Source organism: Tateyamaria omphalii, assembly GCF_019802125.1.
Classification (GTDB): Bacteria; Pseudomonadota; Alphaproteobacteria; order Rhodobacterales; family Rhodobacteraceae; genus Tateyamaria; species Tateyamaria omphalii_B.
Genome location: NZ_JAHVHT010000001.1, coordinates 1268140 through 1287238, shown reverse-complemented (window position 1 = coordinate 1287238; position 19099 = coordinate 1268140). Strand labels below are relative to the sequence as shown.

The 19099-nt window shown below is 60.8% G+C and carries 15 protein-coding genes and 1 tRNA gene; 15 read left to right on the top strand and 1 reads right to left on the bottom strand.

Annotated features, from left to right (window positions below; genetic code table 11):
- Window positions 1-53 precede the first annotated feature (53 nt).
- From KUV51_RS06420 to KUV51_RS06355, 14 genes are all read left to right on the top strand, one after another.
- On the top strand, window positions 54-1280 hold the full coding sequence (locus KUV51_RS06420) for an aminotransferase class V-fold PLP-dependent enzyme (RefSeq protein ID WP_222520735.1): 1227 nt from the start codon (window positions 54-56) through the stop codon (window positions 1278-1280).
- A 99-nt stretch (window positions 1281-1379) separates the two neighbouring features.
- The gene (locus KUV51_RS06415; protein ID WP_222521267.1) at window positions 1380-2777 is read left to right on the top strand and encodes a cryptochrome/photolyase family protein; all 1398 of its coding nucleotides are present in this window, start codon (window positions 1380-1382) and stop codon (window positions 2775-2777) included.
- 75 nt (window positions 2778-2852) lie between these two features.
- Window positions 2853-4061 (top strand): SAM-dependent methyltransferase, encoded by a 1209-nt coding sequence (locus KUV51_RS06410; RefSeq protein ID WP_222520734.1) that lies wholly within the window; start codon window positions 2853-2855, stop codon window positions 4059-4061.
- Window positions 4062-4079: 18 nt separating this feature from the next.
- On the top strand, window positions 4080-4520 hold the full coding sequence (locus KUV51_RS06405) for a TrgA family protein (RefSeq protein ID WP_222520733.1): 441 nt from the start codon (window positions 4080-4082) through the stop codon (window positions 4518-4520).
- A gap of 4 nt (window positions 4521-4524) precedes the next feature.
- Entirely contained in the window at window positions 4525-5634 is a 1110-nt protein-coding gene (locus KUV51_RS06400) for an NUDIX domain-containing protein (RefSeq protein WP_222520732.1), read from the top strand.
- Between the two features lie 68 nt (window positions 5635-5702).
- On the top strand, window positions 5703-6737 hold the full coding sequence (locus KUV51_RS06395; protein ID WP_222520731.1) for a cysteine synthase A: 1035 nt from the start codon (window positions 5703-5705) through the stop codon (window positions 6735-6737).
- A complete protein-coding gene (locus KUV51_RS06390) occupies window positions 6737-9148 on the top strand; it encodes a DUF3772 domain-containing protein (RefSeq protein WP_222520730.1) in 2412 nt (803 codons plus the stop codon). The genes KUV51_RS06395 and KUV51_RS06390 overlap by 1 nt, the downstream gene beginning before the upstream one ends.
- Window positions 9145-9864, top strand: a complete 720-nt coding sequence (locus KUV51_RS06385) for an alanyl-tRNA editing protein (protein ID WP_222520729.1) — start codon at window positions 9145-9147, stop codon at window positions 9862-9864. The genes KUV51_RS06390 and KUV51_RS06385 overlap by 4 nt, the downstream gene beginning before the upstream one ends.
- A gap of 58 nt (window positions 9865-9922) precedes the next feature.
- Window positions 9923-10012: transfer RNA gene (locus KUV51_RS06380), tRNA-Ser, on the top strand.
- 124 nt (window positions 10013-10136) lie between these two features.
- Window positions 10137-11468, top strand: a complete 1332-nt coding sequence (locus KUV51_RS06375) for an ABC1 kinase family protein (RefSeq protein WP_222520728.1) — start codon at window positions 10137-10139, stop codon at window positions 11466-11468.
- On the top strand, window positions 11465-12136 hold the full coding sequence (locus KUV51_RS06370) for an ABC transporter ATP-binding protein (protein ID WP_222520727.1): 672 nt from the start codon (window positions 11465-11467) through the stop codon (window positions 12134-12136). The genes KUV51_RS06375 and KUV51_RS06370 overlap by 4 nt, the downstream gene beginning before the upstream one ends.
- Complete coding sequence (locus KUV51_RS06365) at window positions 12133-14502, top strand: FtsX-like permease family protein (protein ID WP_222520726.1); 2370 nt, start codon at window positions 12133-12135, stop codon at window positions 14500-14502. The genes KUV51_RS06370 and KUV51_RS06365 overlap by 4 nt, the downstream gene beginning before the upstream one ends.
- Window positions 14492-15532: a lipocalin-like domain-containing protein gene (locus KUV51_RS06360; RefSeq protein WP_222520725.1), complete on the top strand. Its 1041-nt coding sequence runs from the start codon at window positions 14492-14494 to the stop codon at window positions 15530-15532. Before KUV51_RS06365 ends, KUV51_RS06360 begins: the two co-directional genes overlap by 11 nt.
- A complete protein-coding gene (locus KUV51_RS06355; RefSeq protein WP_222520724.1) occupies window positions 15525-16079 on the top strand; it encodes a pyridoxamine 5'-phosphate oxidase family protein in 555 nt (184 codons plus the stop codon). Before KUV51_RS06360 ends, KUV51_RS06355 begins: the two co-directional genes overlap by 8 nt.
- A 4-nt stretch (window positions 16080-16083) precedes the next feature.
- On the opposite strand, the gene KUV51_RS06350 is transcribed toward KUV51_RS06355, so the two are convergent.
- A complete protein-coding gene (locus tag KUV51_RS06350) occupies window positions 16084-16458 on the bottom strand; it encodes a hypothetical protein (protein WP_222520723.1) in 375 nt (124 codons plus the stop codon).
- A gap of 304 nt (window positions 16459-16762) precedes the next feature.
- Between KUV51_RS06350 and KUV51_RS06345 the strand changes: the two genes are divergently transcribed.
- Window positions 16763-18988: an NADP-dependent isocitrate dehydrogenase gene (locus KUV51_RS06345; RefSeq protein WP_222520722.1), complete on the top strand. Its 2226-nt coding sequence runs from the start codon at window positions 16763-16765 to the stop codon at window positions 18986-18988.
- Window positions 18989-19099: the final 111 nt, after the last annotated feature.

The window sequence follows — 19099 nt, the reverse complement described above, 5'->3', positions numbered from 1 at the left end:
TTGCGTGCCGGGGCCTTTTTCGTACTCTGGGCGTGACGTTGAAAGGCCCGCCCATGTCCCTTGATCTAGATTTCGTCCGCGCCCAGTTCCCGGCGTTTTCCGAACCCTCCCTGCAAGGACAGGCGTTCTTTGAGAATGCAGGCGGCAGCTATACCTGCAAACAGGTCATCGACCGGCTCTTTCGCTTCTATACGCAGCGCAAGGTGCAGCCTTACGCGGACTACGAGGCGTCGCGACTGGGCGGTGAGGAGATGGACGAGGCGCGGACACGTATGGCCGCCATTCTGGGTGTGGAAACGGATGAGCTGAGCTTTGGCCCCTCAACCACCCAAAACACCTACGTGCTGGCAAATGCATTTGCCGGGATGATGCAGCCGGGTGAGGCGATCATCGTCACCAACCAGGATCACGAGGCGAACTCCGGCCCCTGGCGCCGTCTTGCGGAACGTGGGTTCGAGGTGCGCGAATGGCAGGTCGATCCCGGTACCGGGCATCTGGACCCTGCCGCTTTGGAAAACCTGCTGGATGAAAAGGTGCGGCTGGTCTGCTTTCCCCACTGCTCGAACGTGGTGGGAGAGATCAATCCGGTGACCGAAATCACCGCACTGGCCCACGCCGCCGGGGCCTTCGTCTGCGTCGACGGCGTCAGCTACGCGCCCCACGGCTTCCCCGATGTCGGCACACTTGGTCCCGACATCTATCTGTTTTCGGCCTACAAGACCTACGGCCCCCACCAGGGCCTGATGGTCATCCGCCGCGCCTTGGGAGAGCTCTTGCCGAACCAAGGTCACTATTTCAACGCGGGAACGCTCTACAAGCGGTTCACCCCGGCAGGCCCTGACCACGCACAGGTCGCGGCCTGTGCAGGCATGGCAGATTACGTGGATGACCTCTACGATCACCATATAGGTGGGGGTGGCACACAAGTGTCCCCGCGGGGACAAACCGTTCACGACCTGATGCGCGCCCGCGAAGTTGAGGCGCTCGCCCGCGTGATGGCCGCCCTGAAAGACCGAAACGACCTGCGCGTGATCGGCCCAACCGACGCGGTTGCGCGCGCTCCGACAGTAGCGCTGGATCTGGGCCGCGACCCTGTGGCTGTCGCTGCGGAATTGGCAGAGCACGGCATCATGGCGGGTGGCGGTGACTTCTACGCGGTGCGCGCTTTACAAGCCATGGGTGTCGACCCGGACCGCGGCGTGCTGCGCTTGAGTTTCACGCATTACACGAGCGATGCGGAGATCGACCAACTGCTGACAGCCCTCGACGCCGTTCTTTGACGCAAAGGCACCCTGCGACATCTTGATCCAACTGCACGCGGGCTACGTAAGTCCCGGTAAGAAAAAGAGGATGCGGCGTTGAGCAGCACACCGATCATCATGTGGTTTCGTCGCGATTTGCGGCTCAGCGATCATCCCGCCTTGAAAGCCGCCTGCGACAGTGGCCGACCGGTGATCCCGGTGGTGATCCGGGACAATAGCGTCGATGATCTGGGCGCCGCCCCGAAATGGCGTTGGGGGCTGGGGGTCGAGCACCTTTCACAATCGCTGGCCGATAAGGGCAGCAAGCTGATTTTCCGTTCGGGTGACGCGCTGGACGTGTTGCAAAAGCTGATCGAGGAAACGGGGGCAGGGGCCGTCCATTGGTCACGGCTATACGATCCGCAGGCCGTGGAGCGTGATACAAAGATCAAGCAGACACTGAAGGATGCAGGCATCGACGCGCGCAGCTATGGCGGGCACCTGATGTTCGAGCCCTGGACAGCCGAGACGAAAACGGGCGGGTTTTACAAGGTTTACACGCCCTTCTGGCGGTCAGTGAAGGATCGCGATGTCGATGCGCCCGTGTCCACGCCCGGCAGCATTGCCAAGCCGGATGCCTGGCCGGAAAGTGAGGCGCTCGATGAGTGGAACTTAGGCGCTGCGATGAACCGCGGTGCGGATATTGTCCGCCCATATGTGCGGCTGGGTGAAAGTGCGGCCCAATCCCGGCTGGGCGCTTTCATGGCCTCGAAAGTTGCCAGCTACGATGACGGGCGCGACATCCCGGCCGAAGATCGCACCTCGAACCTGTCGGAAAATCTCGCGCTTGGGGAGATCAGCCCGCACCAGTGCTGGCACGCGAGCGTGCGCGCGCTTGACGAAGGCAAGGCGGGGGCCGAGACCTTCCTCAAGGAGCTGGTGTGGCGCGAATTTGCGTATCACCTGATGCACCACACGCCGCGTATCGTGGATCAGAACTGGAAAGAGGATTGGGATTCGTTTCCCTGGAACGAGGACGAGCGGAAAGCCGAAGTCAAAGCCTGGAAACAGGGCCGTACCGGCATCCAGTTCGTCGACGCCGCCATGCGCGAGATGTATGTGATCGGCCGGATGCACAATCGGGGTCGCATGATCGTGGCATCGTATCTGTGCAAGCATCTGATGTGTCACTGGCGGATCGGGCAGAAGTGGTTCGAGGACTGCCTGATCGATTGGGATCCGGCCAGCAATGCGATGGGGTGGCAGTGGTCAGCGGGCTCCGGCCCCGATGCGACACCCTATTTCCGGGTGTTCAACCCGGTCACCCAGCTCGACAAGTTTGACAAGAACCGCGACTACGTCAGCCGCTGGATCGCCGAAGGGCGCAGCAACAAGGCGGCTGAGGCGCTGTCCTATTTCGACGCGATCCCGCGGTCGTGGAACATGGCGCCCGATGACGACTACCCCGACCCGATCGTTCCTGCCGATGAAGGGCGCAAACGGGCGCTAAGTGCTTATGAAAACCGTGATTTCTGATGACAACCGCGTGCGCATGGTTGCGCGGTGCGAAGTGTCTAGCTAACTTGACAAAAACGCGAACGGGGAGCGTGTATGATCCTGACAACAACTGACGGCCAGTCAAACTTGCCGCGCTATTTCGCCCGTGTCTTTGACATGGCGCAGGGGATGAACAATGGACGGGTCGACTTCGTGTTGCCCGATGGCCGCCATTTCCGCGCGGAGGGTCCGAACCCCGGCCCGGTGGCCGAGGTGCACATCCACAACGATGACCTGTTTGCACGCCTGATCCGCGAAGGTGATCTGGGGTTTTGCGACGCTTATTTGGACGAATGGTGGAGCACGCCGGACCTGCAGGCTTTCATGGATTGGGTCCACGCCGACAATGAAGACATCTATGACGGCTTTCCGGGAATGGGGCTTGTCCGCCGCTTCGAGAAGTTCCGGTTCTGGCTGCAGCGCAACCACCGCGAGCAAGCGCGCAAGAACATCAGCTACCATTACGATCTGGGCAACGACTTCTACGGCTTGTGGCTGGATGACACGATGACCTATTCCTCGGCCCTGTTCGAAACGGGACAGGAAAGCCACGAGGCGGCGCAACGCGCCAAATACGCCAGCATGGTGGACCAGATGGGGGCGCAACCCGGCGATCATATCCTCGAGATCGGATGTGGGTGGGGTGGCTTTGCCGAATATGCCGCGAAAGAGCGCGGTCTGAGGGTTACGGGGCTGACCATCAGCGAAGAGCAGTTCAAGTATGCCAGGGAACGCATTGAGAAAGCGGGACTTTCCGACTTGGTGGATTTCAAGTTGCAGGACTACCGCGATGAGCGTGGCACCTATGACGGCATCGCGTCGATCGAAATGTTCGAAGCTGTGGGCGAGAAATACTGGCCCGTCTATTTCGAGACGGTGAAGGCGCGGCTGAAGCCTGGCAAGAACGCCACGCTTCAGATCATTACCGTGCAAGACCGACGCTGGAAGGTCTACAAGCGCGGTGTGGACTTCATTCAGAAGTACATCTTTCCGGGCGGGATGCTGCCCAGCCCCACGGTGCTGCGCCAACAGATCACAAGGGCGGGTCTGGGCATTGAGCGGTCCATCGAGTTCGGCCAGAGCTACAACATCTCGCTGCGCCGGTGGCACGAGACGTTCAACCAGAAGTGGGACGAGATTGCCGAGATGGGCTTTGATGACCGTTTCCGGCGGATGTGGAATTTTTACCTGACCTCTTGCGCGGCGACCTTTGAAAGTGCCAACTGCGACGTAACGCAGATCACGATCAAACGACCCGGATAGATATGGAAGACCTGACCGATGCCTGACGCAGCCAAACTTGTCGGTGGCTTGGGCTTGGCGATCCTTGCGTTCATCGTATCTGGCATGATCATGCCACTCTTCGAGGAAGACACCAATTTCGGCTGGTTCACATATGTAAATGTGGCTGTCGGCTTCATATCTGGCTGGATGGTGATCGGCGGGCGCGCAGGCCGTGGTATGACATCTGCGGTGAACGTTGGACTGACCGGGCCGGTGGTGATGGTGTTCTGGGCGCTGTTTATCCAATCCTGCAACGAGATGGTGCGTATTGCGATGAAGAACCGTTACGATGGTGCCTTTGAAGCGATCGTCGCGATCTTTCAGATTGGCGCGGAATGGGCGCTGTTGATGGCGACGATCCCGATCTGGGCGACGTTGTTGGCGGGTGGGGTCATTACCGGTGTTCTGACCGAGTACGCTTGGCGCACCTGGCGGTAAAGCGATGAAGTCATTGTTCTTTTACGGCACGTTGCGACACGTGCCTCTGTTGGATTGCGTGCTCGGACGCGGTGAAAGCGTAGGTGATTTTGAGGCGGCAGAACTGCCGGGATACGCTGCGCGTGCGTCGTTGGATGGTCTGTACCCCGTTTTGATCGAGGCGGCTGATGCTGTGACCGAGGGCGTCGTCGTGCGCGGCATCACGGACGATGAGCTTGCGCGCCTGAATTACTACGAGGGTGGCTTCGACTACGATCTGAAATCTGTCCGCCTTTCTTCGGGGGACGAGGCACGTGTTTATGTGCCGGGGCAGGGTGTATCGGCCGCAGAAACGCTCTGGGATTTTGATGTCTGGCGGGCGAAGTGGGCCGATATGACAGTGTGGGCGGCGCGCGAGGTCATGGCGGGTTATGGTCACCTGAGCCCGGACGAGATTGCGGCACGCTTTCCCCGCATCCGCGCGCGGGCCTGGAGCAAGGTTCTGGCGCAATCGGGTCGTCATGGTCGCGATGTCCTGGATGGTCGGGTCGAGATCGTGTCGCGGCAGCAGGGCTATGTAAATTTCTTTGCCATGGAAGATGTCGTGCTGCGGCACGAGACATTTGACGGCGGTATGTCGGAACCGGTGGATCGCGGCGTGTTCGTGTCCTCGGATGCGGCCCTCGTCCTGCCTTACGATCCTGTGCGGGACCGGGTGCTGCTGGTCGAGCAGATACGCATGGGGCCTGTGGGCCGTGATGATCCTGTGCGTTGGCAGTTGGAGCCGGTGGCCGGGCTGGTTGACCCGGGCGAAACTCCCGCAGACGCGGCTCGGCGTGAGGGGCTGGAGGAGGCAAACTTGCACTTTGCTGTGCTGGAACCCGTCGGCGAATGCTATGCCTCGCCCGGTGCGACCACGGATTTCTTTCACATGTTTGTGGGTTTGTGTGATCTGCCCGACGGCGTTGCGGGCATCGGCGGTGAAGTGTCTGAGGGCGAAAATATCCGCAGTCAAGTCATGGAATTTGAGGCTCTGCTTGCCATGGCCGACGACCGCTACATTGCCAATGCGCCGTTGGGCATGCTGACCTACTGGCTGCACCGACATCGTGATCGGTTGCGCAGCGGATCGTAACCGGACGCGGCTTGAGGTCGCTTCATTGCATCGCTACACCTTTGAACGAACGACGGAAGGAACGCCTCATGCGCTACGCATCTGATCTGGCCGCGGCCATTGGAAATACGCCCCTGATCAAGCTGCGGCGGGCGAGCGAGGAGACGGGCTGTACCATTCTGGGCAAGGCCGAGTTCATGAACCCGGGCCAGTCCGTCAAGGACCGCGCGGCGCTGTCCATTATTCAGGATGCTGTTGCGAGCGGTGCATTGCGCCCCGGCGGTACGATTGTCGAGGGCACGGCTGGCAACACCGGTATTGGTTTGGCGCTTGTGGGTGCGTCGATGGGGTTCAAGACGGTCATCGTGATCCCCGAGACGCAAAGCCAGGAAAAGAAGGACATGTTGCGCCTTGCCGGGGCCGAACTGGTGCAGGTGCCAGCGGCGCCCTATCGGAACCCGAACAATTTTGTGCGCTATTCCGGGCGTTTGGCCGAAGAACTTGCCAAGACGGAGCCGAATGGTGCGATCTGGGCCAACCAGTTCGACAACGTCGCGAACCGCAAGGCGCATGTGGAAACGACCGGGCCGGAGATCTGGGAACAGACGGATGGCAAGGTGGATGGGTTCATCTGCGCTGTCGGCTCTGGTGGCACACTGGCCGGCGTGGCCGAGGTGTTGCAGCCCAAAGGGGTCAAGATCGGCTTGGCAGACCCGGATGGGGCTGGGCTTTTCAGTTATTACACCACGGGTGAGATCGCGATGGCGGGTGGCTCTATCGCCGAGGGCATCGGACAGGTGCGCATCACCAAGAACCTCGAAGGTTTCACACCTGACTACAGCTACAATGTCTCGGACGCCGAGGCGTTGCCGATTGTCTTTGATCTTCTTGAGCACGAGGGCTTGTGCCTTGGCGCGTCATCCGGCGTGAACGTGGCGGGTGCCATCCGGCTCGCCAAGGATCTGGGGCCGGGTCATACCATCGTGACGATACTGTGCGACTTCGGCACGCGCTATCAGTCGAAGCTGTTTAACCCGGACTTCCTGCGCAGCAAGGATCTGCCGGTGCCGGAGTGGCTGGAACAGGGACCGTCCAGCATTCCCGGTGTGTTCGAGGACGTCTGATGCGTTTGGCGTGGTTGCGCACGGCGCTTCTGACGGCCTTCGTCGTTCTGTTTGCCGGTCTTGCTGCCGCCCAGAACAACGGGCCGGACTACGAGGCGTGGGAAAACACAGCGACGCGGGCTGAACGGGCGGTGGAAGTTGCCGAGGCCTCGAACCAGGCGTTCGAAACCTTGCGCGCCGAGGTGGCTGACTGGCGTATTCGATTTGAGAACCAACTCAACGCCAATGCAAGCCGACTGCAGACTTTGCGCGACCAGATCGCTGCGTTGGGACCTGCGCCGGAAGAGGGGCAGGAGGAGCCGCCTGAGATTGCCAACCGTCGTGCGGAACTGACCGAACAGCGCGAACGGTTGAGCACGCCGAGGCGCACAGCGGAAGAGGCATTTAGCCGGGCCAACGGGATCATTGCCGAAATCGACGGTATCCTGCGGGACAGGCAGACCGAAGAGCTGCTGAACATGGGCCCGTGGCCGGTCAACCCGAACAATTGGCCCGCCGCCTTGCGACATGCCCATGAATCCCTGACGGCGCTTGTCTCGGGCACGCGCCAAGCCTGGCAAAACCCGTCGCGCAGATCCAACGCAAGCGACAACCTTCCGCTTGTCCTGTTCTTGTTGATTGTTGGCGGTGTGCTGCTGGTACGGTCGCGCCATTGGACAGAATTGCTGGCAATGCGCATCCAACGTGGTGGTACGGGATCAAGCGCCGGGGTCGCAAGTTTCGTGGTATCGCTGGGACAGATCATTCTGCCCATGCTGGGCCTGTTTGCCTTTATCCGCGCGGTCCGCGCGACAGAACTGTTTGGACCAAGAGGCGATCTGCTGCTGGATGGCCTGGAGATATTTGGCCTTGTCCTGTTCTTCTCGCGCTGGCTGGCGAGCCGTTTGTTCCCGCAGGATGATGCGCTGCGCCTGCCCGTCGCCATCCCGGACAACCGCCGTGGCGAAGGGCGCGTCTACGCCGTTATCCTGGCCTGCGTCTTTGGTCTGGCCGTCCTGCTGACCGGCGTGTCCGACTTTGATCGCTACGATGCAGGATCAGACGCAGTTCTGCACTTCCCGCTGGTCATTGTTGCGAGTCTTATCCTAGTGCGGCTGGGATGGTTGTTGCGCCGTCAGGTGCGCGAACGCAGCAAGGACCCGGAGCAAACCGTTGCATATGGTGACCGTATCGCAGGCACGATCGGCCGAGGCGTAGTTGCCGTTGGGCTGCTGGCCCCGTTCCTCGCCGCGTTCGGCTTTGGTGCGGCATCCAAGTTCCTGATCTATCCGACGATCCTGACGCTTGCTTTGATCGGGACTGTCGTTCTGCTTCAGGGCTTTGTCCGCGATGTCTACGCCGCGTTGCGCCCCGGTGAAGGTGCGCGGGAAAGTCTGGTGCCGACCCTGATCAGCTTCCTGCTGGTCCTGATCGCCATCATCCCCTTGTCACTGATCTGGGGGGCTCGCGTCACCGACTTGACCGAGGTTTGGGCCGCCTTGCGCTCTGGTCTGACGATCGGTGACGTGACGATTTCGCCCGGCAGTTTCTTTACCCTCATCATCGTTTTCAGCATCGGGTACGTGCTGACCCGCGCGGTGCAGAACGCGCTGAAGACATCCGTTTTGCCAAAGACGAAGCTCGATCCGGGCGGGCAGGTCGCGATTGTGTCCGGTTTGGGCTATGTCGGGATTTTTCTTGCCGCGCTGATCGCCATCACCTCTGCCGGCATCGACCTGTCGAGCCTGGCCATCGTGGCGGGTGCACTTTCGGTCGGCATCGGCTTTGGTTTGCAGACTATCGTGTCGAACTTTGTGTCGGGCATCATCCTGTTGATCGAGCGCCCCATTTCAGAGGGCGACTGGATCGAGGTTGGCGGGCAGATGGGCTACGTCCGTTCGATCTCCGTGCGTTCCACACGGATCGAGACCTTTGACCGGACGGATGTGATCGTTCCCAATGCAGACCTGATTTCGGGCACCGTAACCAACTACACGCGCGGCAATACTGTCGGGCGGGCCATTGTTCCTGTCGGTGTGGCCTACGGAACAGATACACGGCGCGTGGAACGGATCCTGAAAGAGATTGCCGAGGCCCATCCCATGGCACTGGCGAACCCTCCGCCGGCCGTCCTGTTCATGGGCTTCGGGGCCGACAGCCTTGATTTCGAGATCAGGATCATTCTGCGCGACGTGAACTGGATGCTGTCCGTCAAGAACGAGATCAACCATCAGATCAACGAGCGCTTTCAGCAGGAGGGGATCGAGATACCCTTTGCCCAACGGGATGTGTGGTTGCGGAACCCCGAGGTCTTGCAATCCAAACCCGCAAATGAACCTGCATCGGTCGAGGCGCCTTCGACGGAACACATGCAGGAAGAAGACCTGGAACCGGACCCACCGGCAGAAGACAGCGATGGAGATGCCAGATGACCAAGCCCTTGTTTCGGGATGACGCATATGCGCGGGACGCGCAGGGCGTGGTCACGGGCCATACCCAAGAGGGTGGCATCGTGCTGGACCAGACCGTGTTCTATCCGACCGGTGGCGGACAACCTGGGGACAGCGGATCGATCGCTTGGGACACTGCCGAATTGACCATCGCGACCACCGTGAAGGGGGAGGGTGACGACATCATTCTGGTTCCGGCGGAGCCTCGCGCCCTGCCGCCTGTCGGGACCCATGTGGTGCAATCGCTGGATTGGGAACGGCGCTTTGCGCATATGCGCGTGCACACCGCACTGCATCTGTTGTCTGTTGCCTTGCCCTTCGGCGTTACCGGTGGATCGATTTCGGCGGGGCGCGGGCGACTTGACTTCGATATGGCGGACGCACCGGACGACAAGGAGGCGATTGCGGCCTACTTGAACGAACATGTTTCTGCGGATGCGCGGGTCAGTTCCGAATGGATCACCGAAGCCGAGCTTGATGCCAATCCCGACATGGTCAAGACGTTGTCGGTCAAACCGCCCCGGGGCGCCGGCAAGATCCGGTTGATCCGCATCGGTGAGACGGAAGACACTATCGATCTGCAGCCCTGCGGCGGCACCCATGTGGCCAGGACGGGCGAGATTGGTGCGCTGCGGATCGGCAAGATCGAAAAGAAGGGCCGGATGAACCGCCGGGTCTATCTGCATCTCGACAGCTGAGAATTTTCGCCACGAACCTGCTTGCATCCCAGTGCCTTCATTCGATAGAGACGGCGGTGGACAGGTGGCCGAGTGGTCGAAGGCGCGCGCCTGGAAAGTGCGTAGGCGGGAAACCGTCTCGAGGGTTCGAATCCCTTCCTGTCCGCCACCATTCCTCAGCTCAACCCGATGGTAATGCGCGTCACATAGGCACCCATACATCTTGCATGTCTGTGTTTGATTTCCGCCCTGCGCCGCTTAGCTTTCGGGCAAGGCAAGGACAAAAGAGACAGATGGCAGATCATTCCAACCTTTCCCGCCCGCTGGCGGTGCCAGCAGGCCGGTTGTCGCGCTTCGGTCGTATGGGGGCGATGGCGGCAGGTGTAGCCGGGCGCATGGCATTGGACGGAGCGAGACATTTGGGACAGGGAACACGTCCCAACGCTCGTGATCTGCTTCTGACCCCGGCCAACATGCACCGCATCGCGGACGAATTGGCGCGGATGCGTGGTGCAGCAATGAAGGTCGGGCAACTTGTATCCATGGACACAGGCGATGTGCTGCCTCCTGAGCTCGCTGACATTATGGCGCGGCTGCGGGCGGATGCGGATTTCATGCCCCCCAAGCAATTGCGCGATGTGCTTGATGCCGAATGGGGATCTGGTTGGCGCGCGCGTTTTGCCGAGTTCGACGTGCGTCCCATTGCGGCAGCATCCATCGGGCAGGTGCATAGGGCGCGGCTTCCGGACGGAACCGAATTGGCCATCAAGGTGCAGTATCCCGGGATTTCCCGGAGCATTGACAGTGATGTGGCCAACATCGCCCGTCTGATCCGCCTTTCTGGTCTGCTGCCAGACGGATTCGACCTTGATCCGTACCTGGATGAAGCCCGCGCGCAATTGCGAGAAGAGGCAGACTACCAAGCAGAAGCCGCGCATCTTGAGCATTTTTCAGATCTCTTGGGCACCGATGATTGCTTTGTGCTGCCAAGGGTTCATGCGCCGCTCAGCACCAAGCGCGTGCTGGCGATGACGTATATACGGTCAGAAGCGATCGAAAGTGTGGTGGAGGATTCACAGGAGGTTCGGGATCGGGTGATGCGCGACCTCTGCAGTCTCGTTCTGCGTGAGCTGTTCGACTTCGGCGTGATGCAAACGGACCCGAACTTTGCCAACTATCGCTTTGACCCAGAGACGGGTCGTATCGTTCTGCTTGATTTCGGTGCGACCCGCGCCGTGCCTTCGGAGCTTGCCGTGCACATGCGCGATCTGATCAGGGCGGGATTTGACGACGCGCGTGACGATGTGTCGGAGATTGTCGCGGAAATGGGCCTTGTGCCCCGCAGTGTGGCCGCTCCATTTCGCACACGTATTCTCGACATGATCATGCTCGTCTTCGAGGAATTGCGCCGGTATCCGCTGCTGGATCTCGGCGTATCCGACCTGTCGTCTCGGCTCCAACAGATGGGCGAAGCCTTGGCACGGGACGGGTTTGTGCCCCCGCCGGTGCCGATGGATCTGCTGTATGTCCAGCGCAAGGTTGCAGGCATGTTCCTTTTGGCGCGTCGTCTGAACGCGCGTGTACCGGTCGCCGATTTGATCGCCCCACATGCGGGGCGTGCATGACGAATACAAGGCCCATCCTGCAGTTGGCAGGGGTAGCAAAGTCGTTTCCCGGTGTGGATGGTCCGGTGCCGGTTCTTCGGGGCATTGAACTGAACCTCTCGGCCGGAGAGACCCTTGCCCTGACAGGCGAGTCCGGCAGTGGGAAAAGCACGCTTCTCCACATCGCCGGCGGTCTGGAGACGGCGGACGAAGGTGAGGTTCTGGTTGCGGGGAAGGATCTTGTGCCCATGTCCGACACTGAGCGCGCCGCGGTCCGATGCAAGGAGCTGGCCGTGGTCTTTCAGCAATTCAACCTCATCCCGTCGCTGAACGTGGCCGACAACATCGCCTTTCAAGCGCGGCTTGCAGGGCGAGTGGATGCACCGTTCATTGACGATTTGACGGAAAAGCTGGGCCTGTCCGAGCAGTTGAAAAAATACCCTGAGGCATTGTCGGGTGGTCAGCAACAGCGTGTTGCCATCGCACGTGCACTGGCCGTGCGTCCCCGCGTTTTGTTGGCAGATGAACCAACCGGTAATTTGGATGAAGGCACGGCCGATGAGGTGCTGGAACAGTTGCTGGCTCTTGTTGCGGACACGGGGGCGGGCCTTTTGCTGGTGACCCATTCGCCGGGCATCGCCGCCCGCATGGATCGTCGCCTGCATCTCAGCCGGGGGCAACTGGCGTGACGCGTGCCTGTCTTGCGGCATTGATGTCGCATTGGCGGCGCAACCCGCTCCAGCTCTTTGCTTTTCTGGCTGGACTGGCTCTTGCGACGGCACTCTGGTCGGGCGTGCAGGCCATAAATGCCGAGGCCCGAGCCAGCTATGATGCAGCGGCCGCTACACTGGGTGAAGGGCAGTATGATCAGATTGTGCCTGTAAGCGGTGACCGTATCGCGCAGGCGGATTTTGTTACGCTGCGACGTGCGGGTTGGTTGGTGGCTCCGGTCATCGAGGGACGGCTTGATGGCGTGCGCATACTGGGGTTCGATCCGCTGTCCTCGCCGGCTGGTTTCGGAACGGGACAAGGCGGGGATCCGACCCTTCTTCTCGGCGATGTGCAGGTGATTGCGAGCGAAGAAACGGCTGCAAACCTACCGCCCGACATATCTGTGAATATCGATACGGGCATTGCACCGAACCTGGCTGTGACGGATATCGGAGTTGCGCAGCGGTTGCTTGGCCGGGACGACCTGAACCGATTGCTCGTGCTGCCTGCTCAACCGCTTGTGCGGCCAGATCTGGCAGACGTGACACCGCATCTGAGGTTGCAACCCGCCAGCCAGACTGCTGATGTGGGCGAGTTGACTGACAGCTTTCATCTGAACCTGACGGCCTTTGGCTTGCTCAGCTTCGCGGTAGGGCTGTTCATCGTGTACAGCACCATCGGCCTCGCCTTTGAACAACGCAGGGGGGTGGTGCGGACGCTGCGTGCGCTCGGAGTACCGTTGCCACAGTTGATCGTGCTCATGGTGATCGAAATTCTGCTTCTTGCCCTGATCGGTGCCGGGTTGGGTATCATTTTGGGCTACGTTGTCGCTGCTGCGTTGCTGCCGGATGTCGCGATCACGTTGCGTGGACTTTACGGAGCGGAGGTGTCGGGCAGTTTGCAATTCCGGCTCTCTTGGTGGGGATCCGGGCTCGCGATCGCTGTGCTGGGTGCGCTCGCCGCCGCTGCCGCACGCCTGTGGCGGATTGCCCGTATGCCGTTGCTGGCCAGCGCACGCCCTCGGGCATGGGCGATGACATCGCGCGGCGGTCATTTGGTACAGGGGAGCTGCGCACTGGTGCTCTTTGCTGCGGCCGGCTTTCTGGCAGGGTTCGGGCAGGGGCTGCTGGCTGGTTTCGCTTTGCTGGGATGTTTCCTGATCGGTGCGGCACTGATCCTTCCCGTTGTGATTTCGCCCCTGTTGCGGCTTGCGCAGAATGGCGCACGGTCGCCCGTGGCACGTTGGTTCTGGGCTGACACCCGGCAGCAATTGCCGGGGCTCAGCCTTGCGCTCATGGCGTTGTTGTTGGCTATCTCGGCCAATATCGGCGTGGCGACGATGGTGTCGAGTTTCCGCCTGACATTCGTATCCTTTCTCGACCAGCGCCTTGCGCCAGAGCTCTATGTGCAAACGGACGGTGCTGCAGCCGCTCAAGAGATCGAAGCGCGACTGACCTCTGCTGGGGCGGATGTGTTGCCGTTGCTGGTGGTTGACATGCAAGTCGCCAACCAACCAGCCCGCTTGTTCGGGGTGCGCGTTGGGCCAACTTATCGCAACAATTGGATCTTTCTGGATGAACGGGCAGAGGCCTGGGATGCTGTTGCGGCCGGGACTGCGGTGGTTGTGAACGAGCAGTTGGCACGCCGATCCGGACTATGGTTGGATGATCAGGTCGAAATCACGCCCGGCCGCTCCCTGCCCATCGCGGCGATTGTCGCGGATTACGGCAACCCCAAGGGCCAGGTGATCGTGGGCGAAAGCCTGTTCGGCATGCTCTATCCCGACGTGCAACCACGTCAGTTCGGTATTCGTACCGACGATGCGGCAGGGGTGCGCGAAATTCTGACGGACCAATTGAACCTGCCTGAAAGTGCCATCACCAACCAGGCCGCGCTAAAGGCGTTTTCGCTTCAAGTGTTCGAACGCACCTTTACCGTCACGGCCGCCTTGAATGTCCTGACCCTCGGCGTTGCAGGCTTCGCCATGCTCATGAGCCTTTTGACCCTCGCCGATCTGCGCATACCGCAACTCGCGCCTGTCTGGGCGCTTGGCTTGACACGCCGCAGTATCGGGCGGCTGGAGCTTTTGCGAACCGTGGTTTTTGCTGCGGTCGTGTTTGTGTTCGCGATACCGGTGGGCTTGGGCCTGGCCTGGGTTCTGCTGGCGATCATCAATGTCGAGGCATTTGGGTGGCGTCTGCCCATGTTCCTGTTTCCGGTCGACTATGGACGGCTCGGGATCTACGCCCTTCTTGCTGCCAGCGCAGCAGCGGCCTGGCCGGCGTGGCGTTTGATGCGCACCCCGCCCAACGCTTTGCTCAAGGTGTTTGCCCATGAACGTTAGGATCGCCCTGCTCCTTTTGTTGTGGCCCTTCGCGTCTTTCGCCCAAGGATTTGCGGGTCTCGGGAGTGACGCCGAGGGCTTCGCCATTCCGCAGCCTGACCCGGAATTCGATTTCCCGGCCGATCACGGGCCACATCCTGACTATAGGATCGAGTGGTGGTATCTGACGGCGAACCTGACCGACGCCAATGGCACATCCTACGGGCTGCAATGGACACTGTTCCGGTCCGCGCTTGCACCCGGCGAGGATGAGGGGTGGCAATCGCCTCAGGTCTGGTTTGCCCACGCCGCAGTCACCACGCCCAACGCGCATTTTGCGACCGAACGGTTTGCGCGCGGTGGAACGGGCGTGGCCGGAGTTGTGGCAGAGCCGTTTCGGGCGTGGATCGACGAATGGGCCATGGAAGGGCCCAGCATCGACAAGCTTGCACTGCGCGCGCAGGGACCGGATTTTGCCTATGACATGGTGCTGGATGCGCAGGGTCCCTTGGTCTTTCAGGGGCAGGGCGGGTATTCGGTCAAGTCGGCGGAGGGGCAATCCAGCTACTACTATTCACAGCCCTTTTACCAGATCACAGGCACATTGCAGCTTCCAACCGGGCCGGTCGAGGTCACGGGGCACGCTTGGTTGGACCGGGAGTGGTCGTCCCAACCCCTGTCCGAGACGCAGACCGGGTGGGACTGGTTTTCGCTGTCCTTCGACAATGGGGAAAAGATGATGGGGTTTCAATTGCGTCAGCGAGATGGCAGCCAATTCACGGCTTCCACCTGGATTGCTGCCGATGGGACGACCACCGCCTATCCCGACGGTGCGTTCACTGCTGAACCGCTCGGTGTGACGTCCGTGGCCGGACGGGACGTGCCCACCAGATGGCGCGTGCGTCTGCCGGATCGCGGGGTGGATGCACATGTCGCCGCACTGAACGGCGCGGCTTGGATGCCGTTGACAATTCCATATTGGGAAGGACCCGTTTCGATTTCCGGCAGCCACAGCGGAGTAGGATACTTGGAGATGACAGGCTATGAGTGATCCCAACGATCTTGCAGCCTTTCTGAATGATGCGTGGCAGCTCTTGCGCAGGGGTGTGGCCGACAGCAGGTCGCCGGCACGCTACCCGACCTTTGCCACTGTATCTCCTGCGGGTGTGCCCGAGGCGCGGACGGTTGCGTTAAGGCGCGCGTCGCAGGAAGAGGCAGTGGTTGAGGCTCATACGGACATCGTCACGCCCAAGGTGACAGCCTTGCGCGCTTCGCCCATCGCAGCGCTCCACATCTGGATCCCGAAATCGAACCTGCAGATCCGGCTCACAACCAGGGTTGAAATCCTGAGCGGAGAGGGCGTTGAAGATGCCTGGGCCAAGGTGCCGCCGTCCTCGCGCGTGTCGTATGGAACTGTGCCTGATCCCGGCACGCCAATCGAACATGTCCACGCCTACGACAAACCGCCGGAGCGAGATCGCTTCGCCGTTCTGCGCTGCATGATCGATCATATCGACCTCGTGCATCTGGGAGACCGGCACCGCCGTGCCGAATATGCGCGCCACGACAATTGGGTCGGCAACTGGCGTGCGCCGTAGCGGCCTAGCTGCCCAGAAGCAGAGTGCGGCAGGCCGCTATATGTCGCTGAGCAACCTGTTGCGCAGAGTGGGCTCGTTTCGGTGTGGTCCCAAACGATGCCTGCTGCAAGAGCGCTGCATGCGCCAGCTTCACCTCGATCCGGTGGTTGAGAATGCTGCGCCCCTCGCCGGGCGCCATCGTCGCAGATGTGAGTAAGGCAAAGGACGCCCGGTCGGTTTCGTGATCCGACGCGCCAGGGTCGTTCATCAGCCATGCATGTTCCATTTCCGCAGAGAAGCGTCCGGTGCACTCGGCAAATGTGTAGGCGAGTGCATCATGTGACACGGCGGCGCTTGCCATGCCCACTACGACTGCTCCGGCGGCGATTATCGTTTTCATTCCGCTCATTTCTTGAGCATTGCGCCAGGAAGCATGTCCGTCAACTGTGCAACGTGAAAACTTTGAGTAGTTTCAACCATTCCGAGGATTTTAGAACCTCAAGCTGGCACAGTGGATGCTTTGCGCTCGGGCAGTTGGCTTGAACACAATTTGCGCGCGCAAGTACGGAAGATCGGATAGAATTGTCGCGCCTGCGTGACTGGCATTGAGCCTTTGGACGCGAGCCGTTATGTGCACGGTATACAATGGTGTGCAGAGCGACACGCCAAGCGCCAAGAACCCGAAACAAGCGAAAGATCGCCCCATGTCCCAAGACGCCGCACCCGATATCATCTACACCGTCACTGACGAAGCACCGCAACTCGCCGCGGCCTCGCTCTTGCCCATCGTGCGCAAGTTCGTCTCCGCTGCGGGCATCGACGTGTCGACGCGCGATATCTCGGTGGCCGGGCGCATTCTTGCAACGTTCCCCGAACGGCTGACGGCCGAACAGGCACAAAGCGATGATCTGGCGGCTCTTGGCCAGCTGGTGAAAACGGCAGAGGCGAACGTTATCAAACTGCCGAACATCTCGGCTTCGGTCCCGCAGCTTCAGGCCGCGATCAAGGAATTGCAGGGGCAGGGGTTCGACATTCCCGACTACCCCGAAGCACCGGCGACGGACAAAGAGCAGGACATCCGCGCCCGCTATGACGCGATCAAGGGCTCGGCCGTGAACCCGGTTCTGCGCGAAGGTAACTCTGACCGCCGCGCGCCTGCCGCGGTCAAAGCCTATGCCAAGGACAACCCGCATTCGATGGGTGCATGGACAGCAGACAGCAAGACCAAGGTGTCCACCATGGGCGCCAACGATTTCCGGTCGAACGAAAAATCGGTAACGCTGACTGCCGCCCAAGCCGGCGCGTTGAAGATCGAGCACACCGCCGCCGACGGCGCAGTCACCGTGCTGAAGGACGGCATCGACATGCCCGAGGGCGCGATTGTCGACGCAACCTTCATGTCCCGCGCCGCGCTGATGGACTTCCTTGCAAAAGCGATTGACGAGACCAAGGCTGACGGCACGCTGTTCTCGCTGCACATGAAAGCCACGATGATGAAGGTGTCGGACCCGATCATCTTCGGCCACGCCGTGCGCGCCTATCTCAAGCCAGTGTTCGACAAGTACGGGGCGGAGCTGACCGCCGCGGGCGTGAACCCGAACTCGGGTCTTGGCACCATGCTCGAAGTCATCGCAGGCATGGACAAGGGCGCTGAGATCCAGGCCGAGATCGACGCGGTCATGGCCGACCGTCCGCCGATGTATATGGTAAATTCCGACAAGGGCATCACCAACCTGCACGTGCCGTCGGACGTGATCATCGACGCCTCAATGCCCGCCGTGCTGCGCGCGGGCGGCAAGGGTTGGGGGCCGGACGGCAACGAAGGCGATACGAACTGCGTGATCCCCGACAGCTCCTATGCCCCGGTCTATGCCGAAACGGTCGATTTCTTCAAAGCCAATGGCGCGCTGGACGTGACCAAAGCAGGCACCGTTCAGAACATCGGCCTGATGGCGAAAAAGGCTGAAGAGTACGGGTCGCACCCGACGACCTTTGAAATTCCCGCCGCCGGCAGCGTGAAGGTGATCGCGGCCAATGGCGACGTGCTGACCAGCCACGACGTGGAAACGGGTGACATCTGGCGCATGGCGTCTACCCGCAAAGAAGCCGTTGTGAACTGGGTTGATCTGGCGATTTCGCGCGAAGCGACAACAGGCTACGCGTCGGTCTTCTGGCTGGACGAAACGCGCGGCCACGATGCCGAACTGATCAAGATGATCACGCCGATCCTGGCGGAGAAGGGCAAGACGGACACCTTCCAGATCATGGCACCGGCTGCCGCCACGCGCCACGCGCTTGAGGTGATCACCAAAGGCGACAACTGCATCGCGATCACCGGCAACGTGCTGCGCGATTACCTGACCGACCTGTTCCCGATCCTTGAGGTCGGCACCTCGGCCAAGATGCTGTCAGTGGTCAAACTGATGAACGGCGGCGGCATGTTCGAGACGGGGGCAGGTGGCTCTGCGCCCAAGCACGTGCAGCAGTTGATGGAAGAAAACCACCTTCGCTGGGACTCGCTTGGCGAATTCTGCGCCATCGCAGAAAGCCTGCGCTTCTTTGGAGAGGCGCATGGCAATACCAAGGCCACCATCATGGGCGATGCGGCGGATGCTGCCATTATCAAGTTGCTGGGCGAGGGCAAATCGCCGGGCCGGAAGGTCGGCCAGCCCGACAACCGCGACAGCCACTTCTTCTTTGCCCTTTACTGGGCCGAAGCGCTGGCTGCACAAACCGATGATGCAGAGCTGGCGGCAACCTTCGCCGCGTTGGCCACTGCATTGGGCGGGCAGGCTGACACCATCTCGACCGAGATGATGGCAGGTCGCGGTGCTGCGGTGGATCTGGGTGGCTACTACAACACGGACGATGCGAAAGTCGCCGCCGTTATGCGCCCGTCCGCTACCCTGAATGCCCTGATCGACGGCTGAGTCCGTCCACCTCCAATATTCAGGATGTGAATGCTGCAACTGCAAAGTAGCTAAAAATGAGACAAAACAGCGGCCCATCTTTTGAATTTCGAAAGATGGGCCGACCTGTTT

What these genes read in the sequence shown, in the direction of transcription:
- KUV51_RS06420 (WP_222520735.1), top strand. Translation starts at nt 54, where the DNA reads ATGTCCCTTGATCTAGATTTCGTCCGCGCCCAGTTCCCGGCGTTTTCC.
- KUV51_RS06415 (WP_222521267.1), top strand. Translation starts at nt 1,380, where the DNA reads ATGTGGTTTCGTCGCGATTTGCGGCTCAGCGATCATCCCGCCTTGAAA.
- KUV51_RS06410 (WP_222520734.1), top strand. Translation starts at nt 2,853, where the DNA reads ATGATCCTGACAACAACTGACGGCCAGTCAAACTTGCCGCGCTATTTC.
- KUV51_RS06405 (WP_222520733.1), top strand. Translation starts at nt 4,080, where the DNA reads ATGCCTGACGCAGCCAAACTTGTCGGTGGCTTGGGCTTGGCGATCCTT.
- KUV51_RS06400 (WP_222520732.1), top strand. Translation starts at nt 4,525, where the DNA reads ATGAAGTCATTGTTCTTTTACGGCACGTTGCGACACGTGCCTCTGTTG.
- KUV51_RS06395 (WP_222520731.1), top strand. Translation starts at nt 5,703, where the DNA reads ATGCGCTACGCATCTGATCTGGCCGCGGCCATTGGAAATACGCCCCTG.
- KUV51_RS06390 (WP_222520730.1), top strand. Translation starts at nt 6,737, where the DNA reads ATGCGTTTGGCGTGGTTGCGCACGGCGCTTCTGACGGCCTTCGTCGTT.
- KUV51_RS06385 (WP_222520729.1), top strand. Translation starts at nt 9,145, where the DNA reads ATGACCAAGCCCTTGTTTCGGGATGACGCATATGCGCGGGACGCGCAG.
- KUV51_RS06375 (WP_222520728.1), top strand. Translation starts at nt 10,137, where the DNA reads ATGGCAGATCATTCCAACCTTTCCCGCCCGCTGGCGGTGCCAGCAGGC.
- KUV51_RS06370 (WP_222520727.1), top strand. Translation starts at nt 11,465, where the DNA reads ATGACGAATACAAGGCCCATCCTGCAGTTGGCAGGGGTAGCAAAGTCG.
- KUV51_RS06360 (WP_222520725.1), top strand. Translation starts at nt 14,492, where the DNA reads ATGAACGTTAGGATCGCCCTGCTCCTTTTGTTGTGGCCCTTCGCGTCT.
- KUV51_RS06355 (WP_222520724.1), top strand. Translation starts at nt 15,525, where the DNA reads ATGAGTGATCCCAACGATCTTGCAGCCTTTCTGAATGATGCGTGGCAG.
- KUV51_RS06350 (WP_222520723.1), bottom strand. Translation starts at nt 16,458, where the DNA reads ATGAAAACGATAATCGCCGCCGGAGCAGTCGTAGTGGGCATGGCAAGC.
- KUV51_RS06345 (WP_222520722.1), top strand. Translation starts at nt 16,763, where the DNA reads ATGTCCCAAGACGCCGCACCCGATATCATCTACACCGTCACTGACGAA.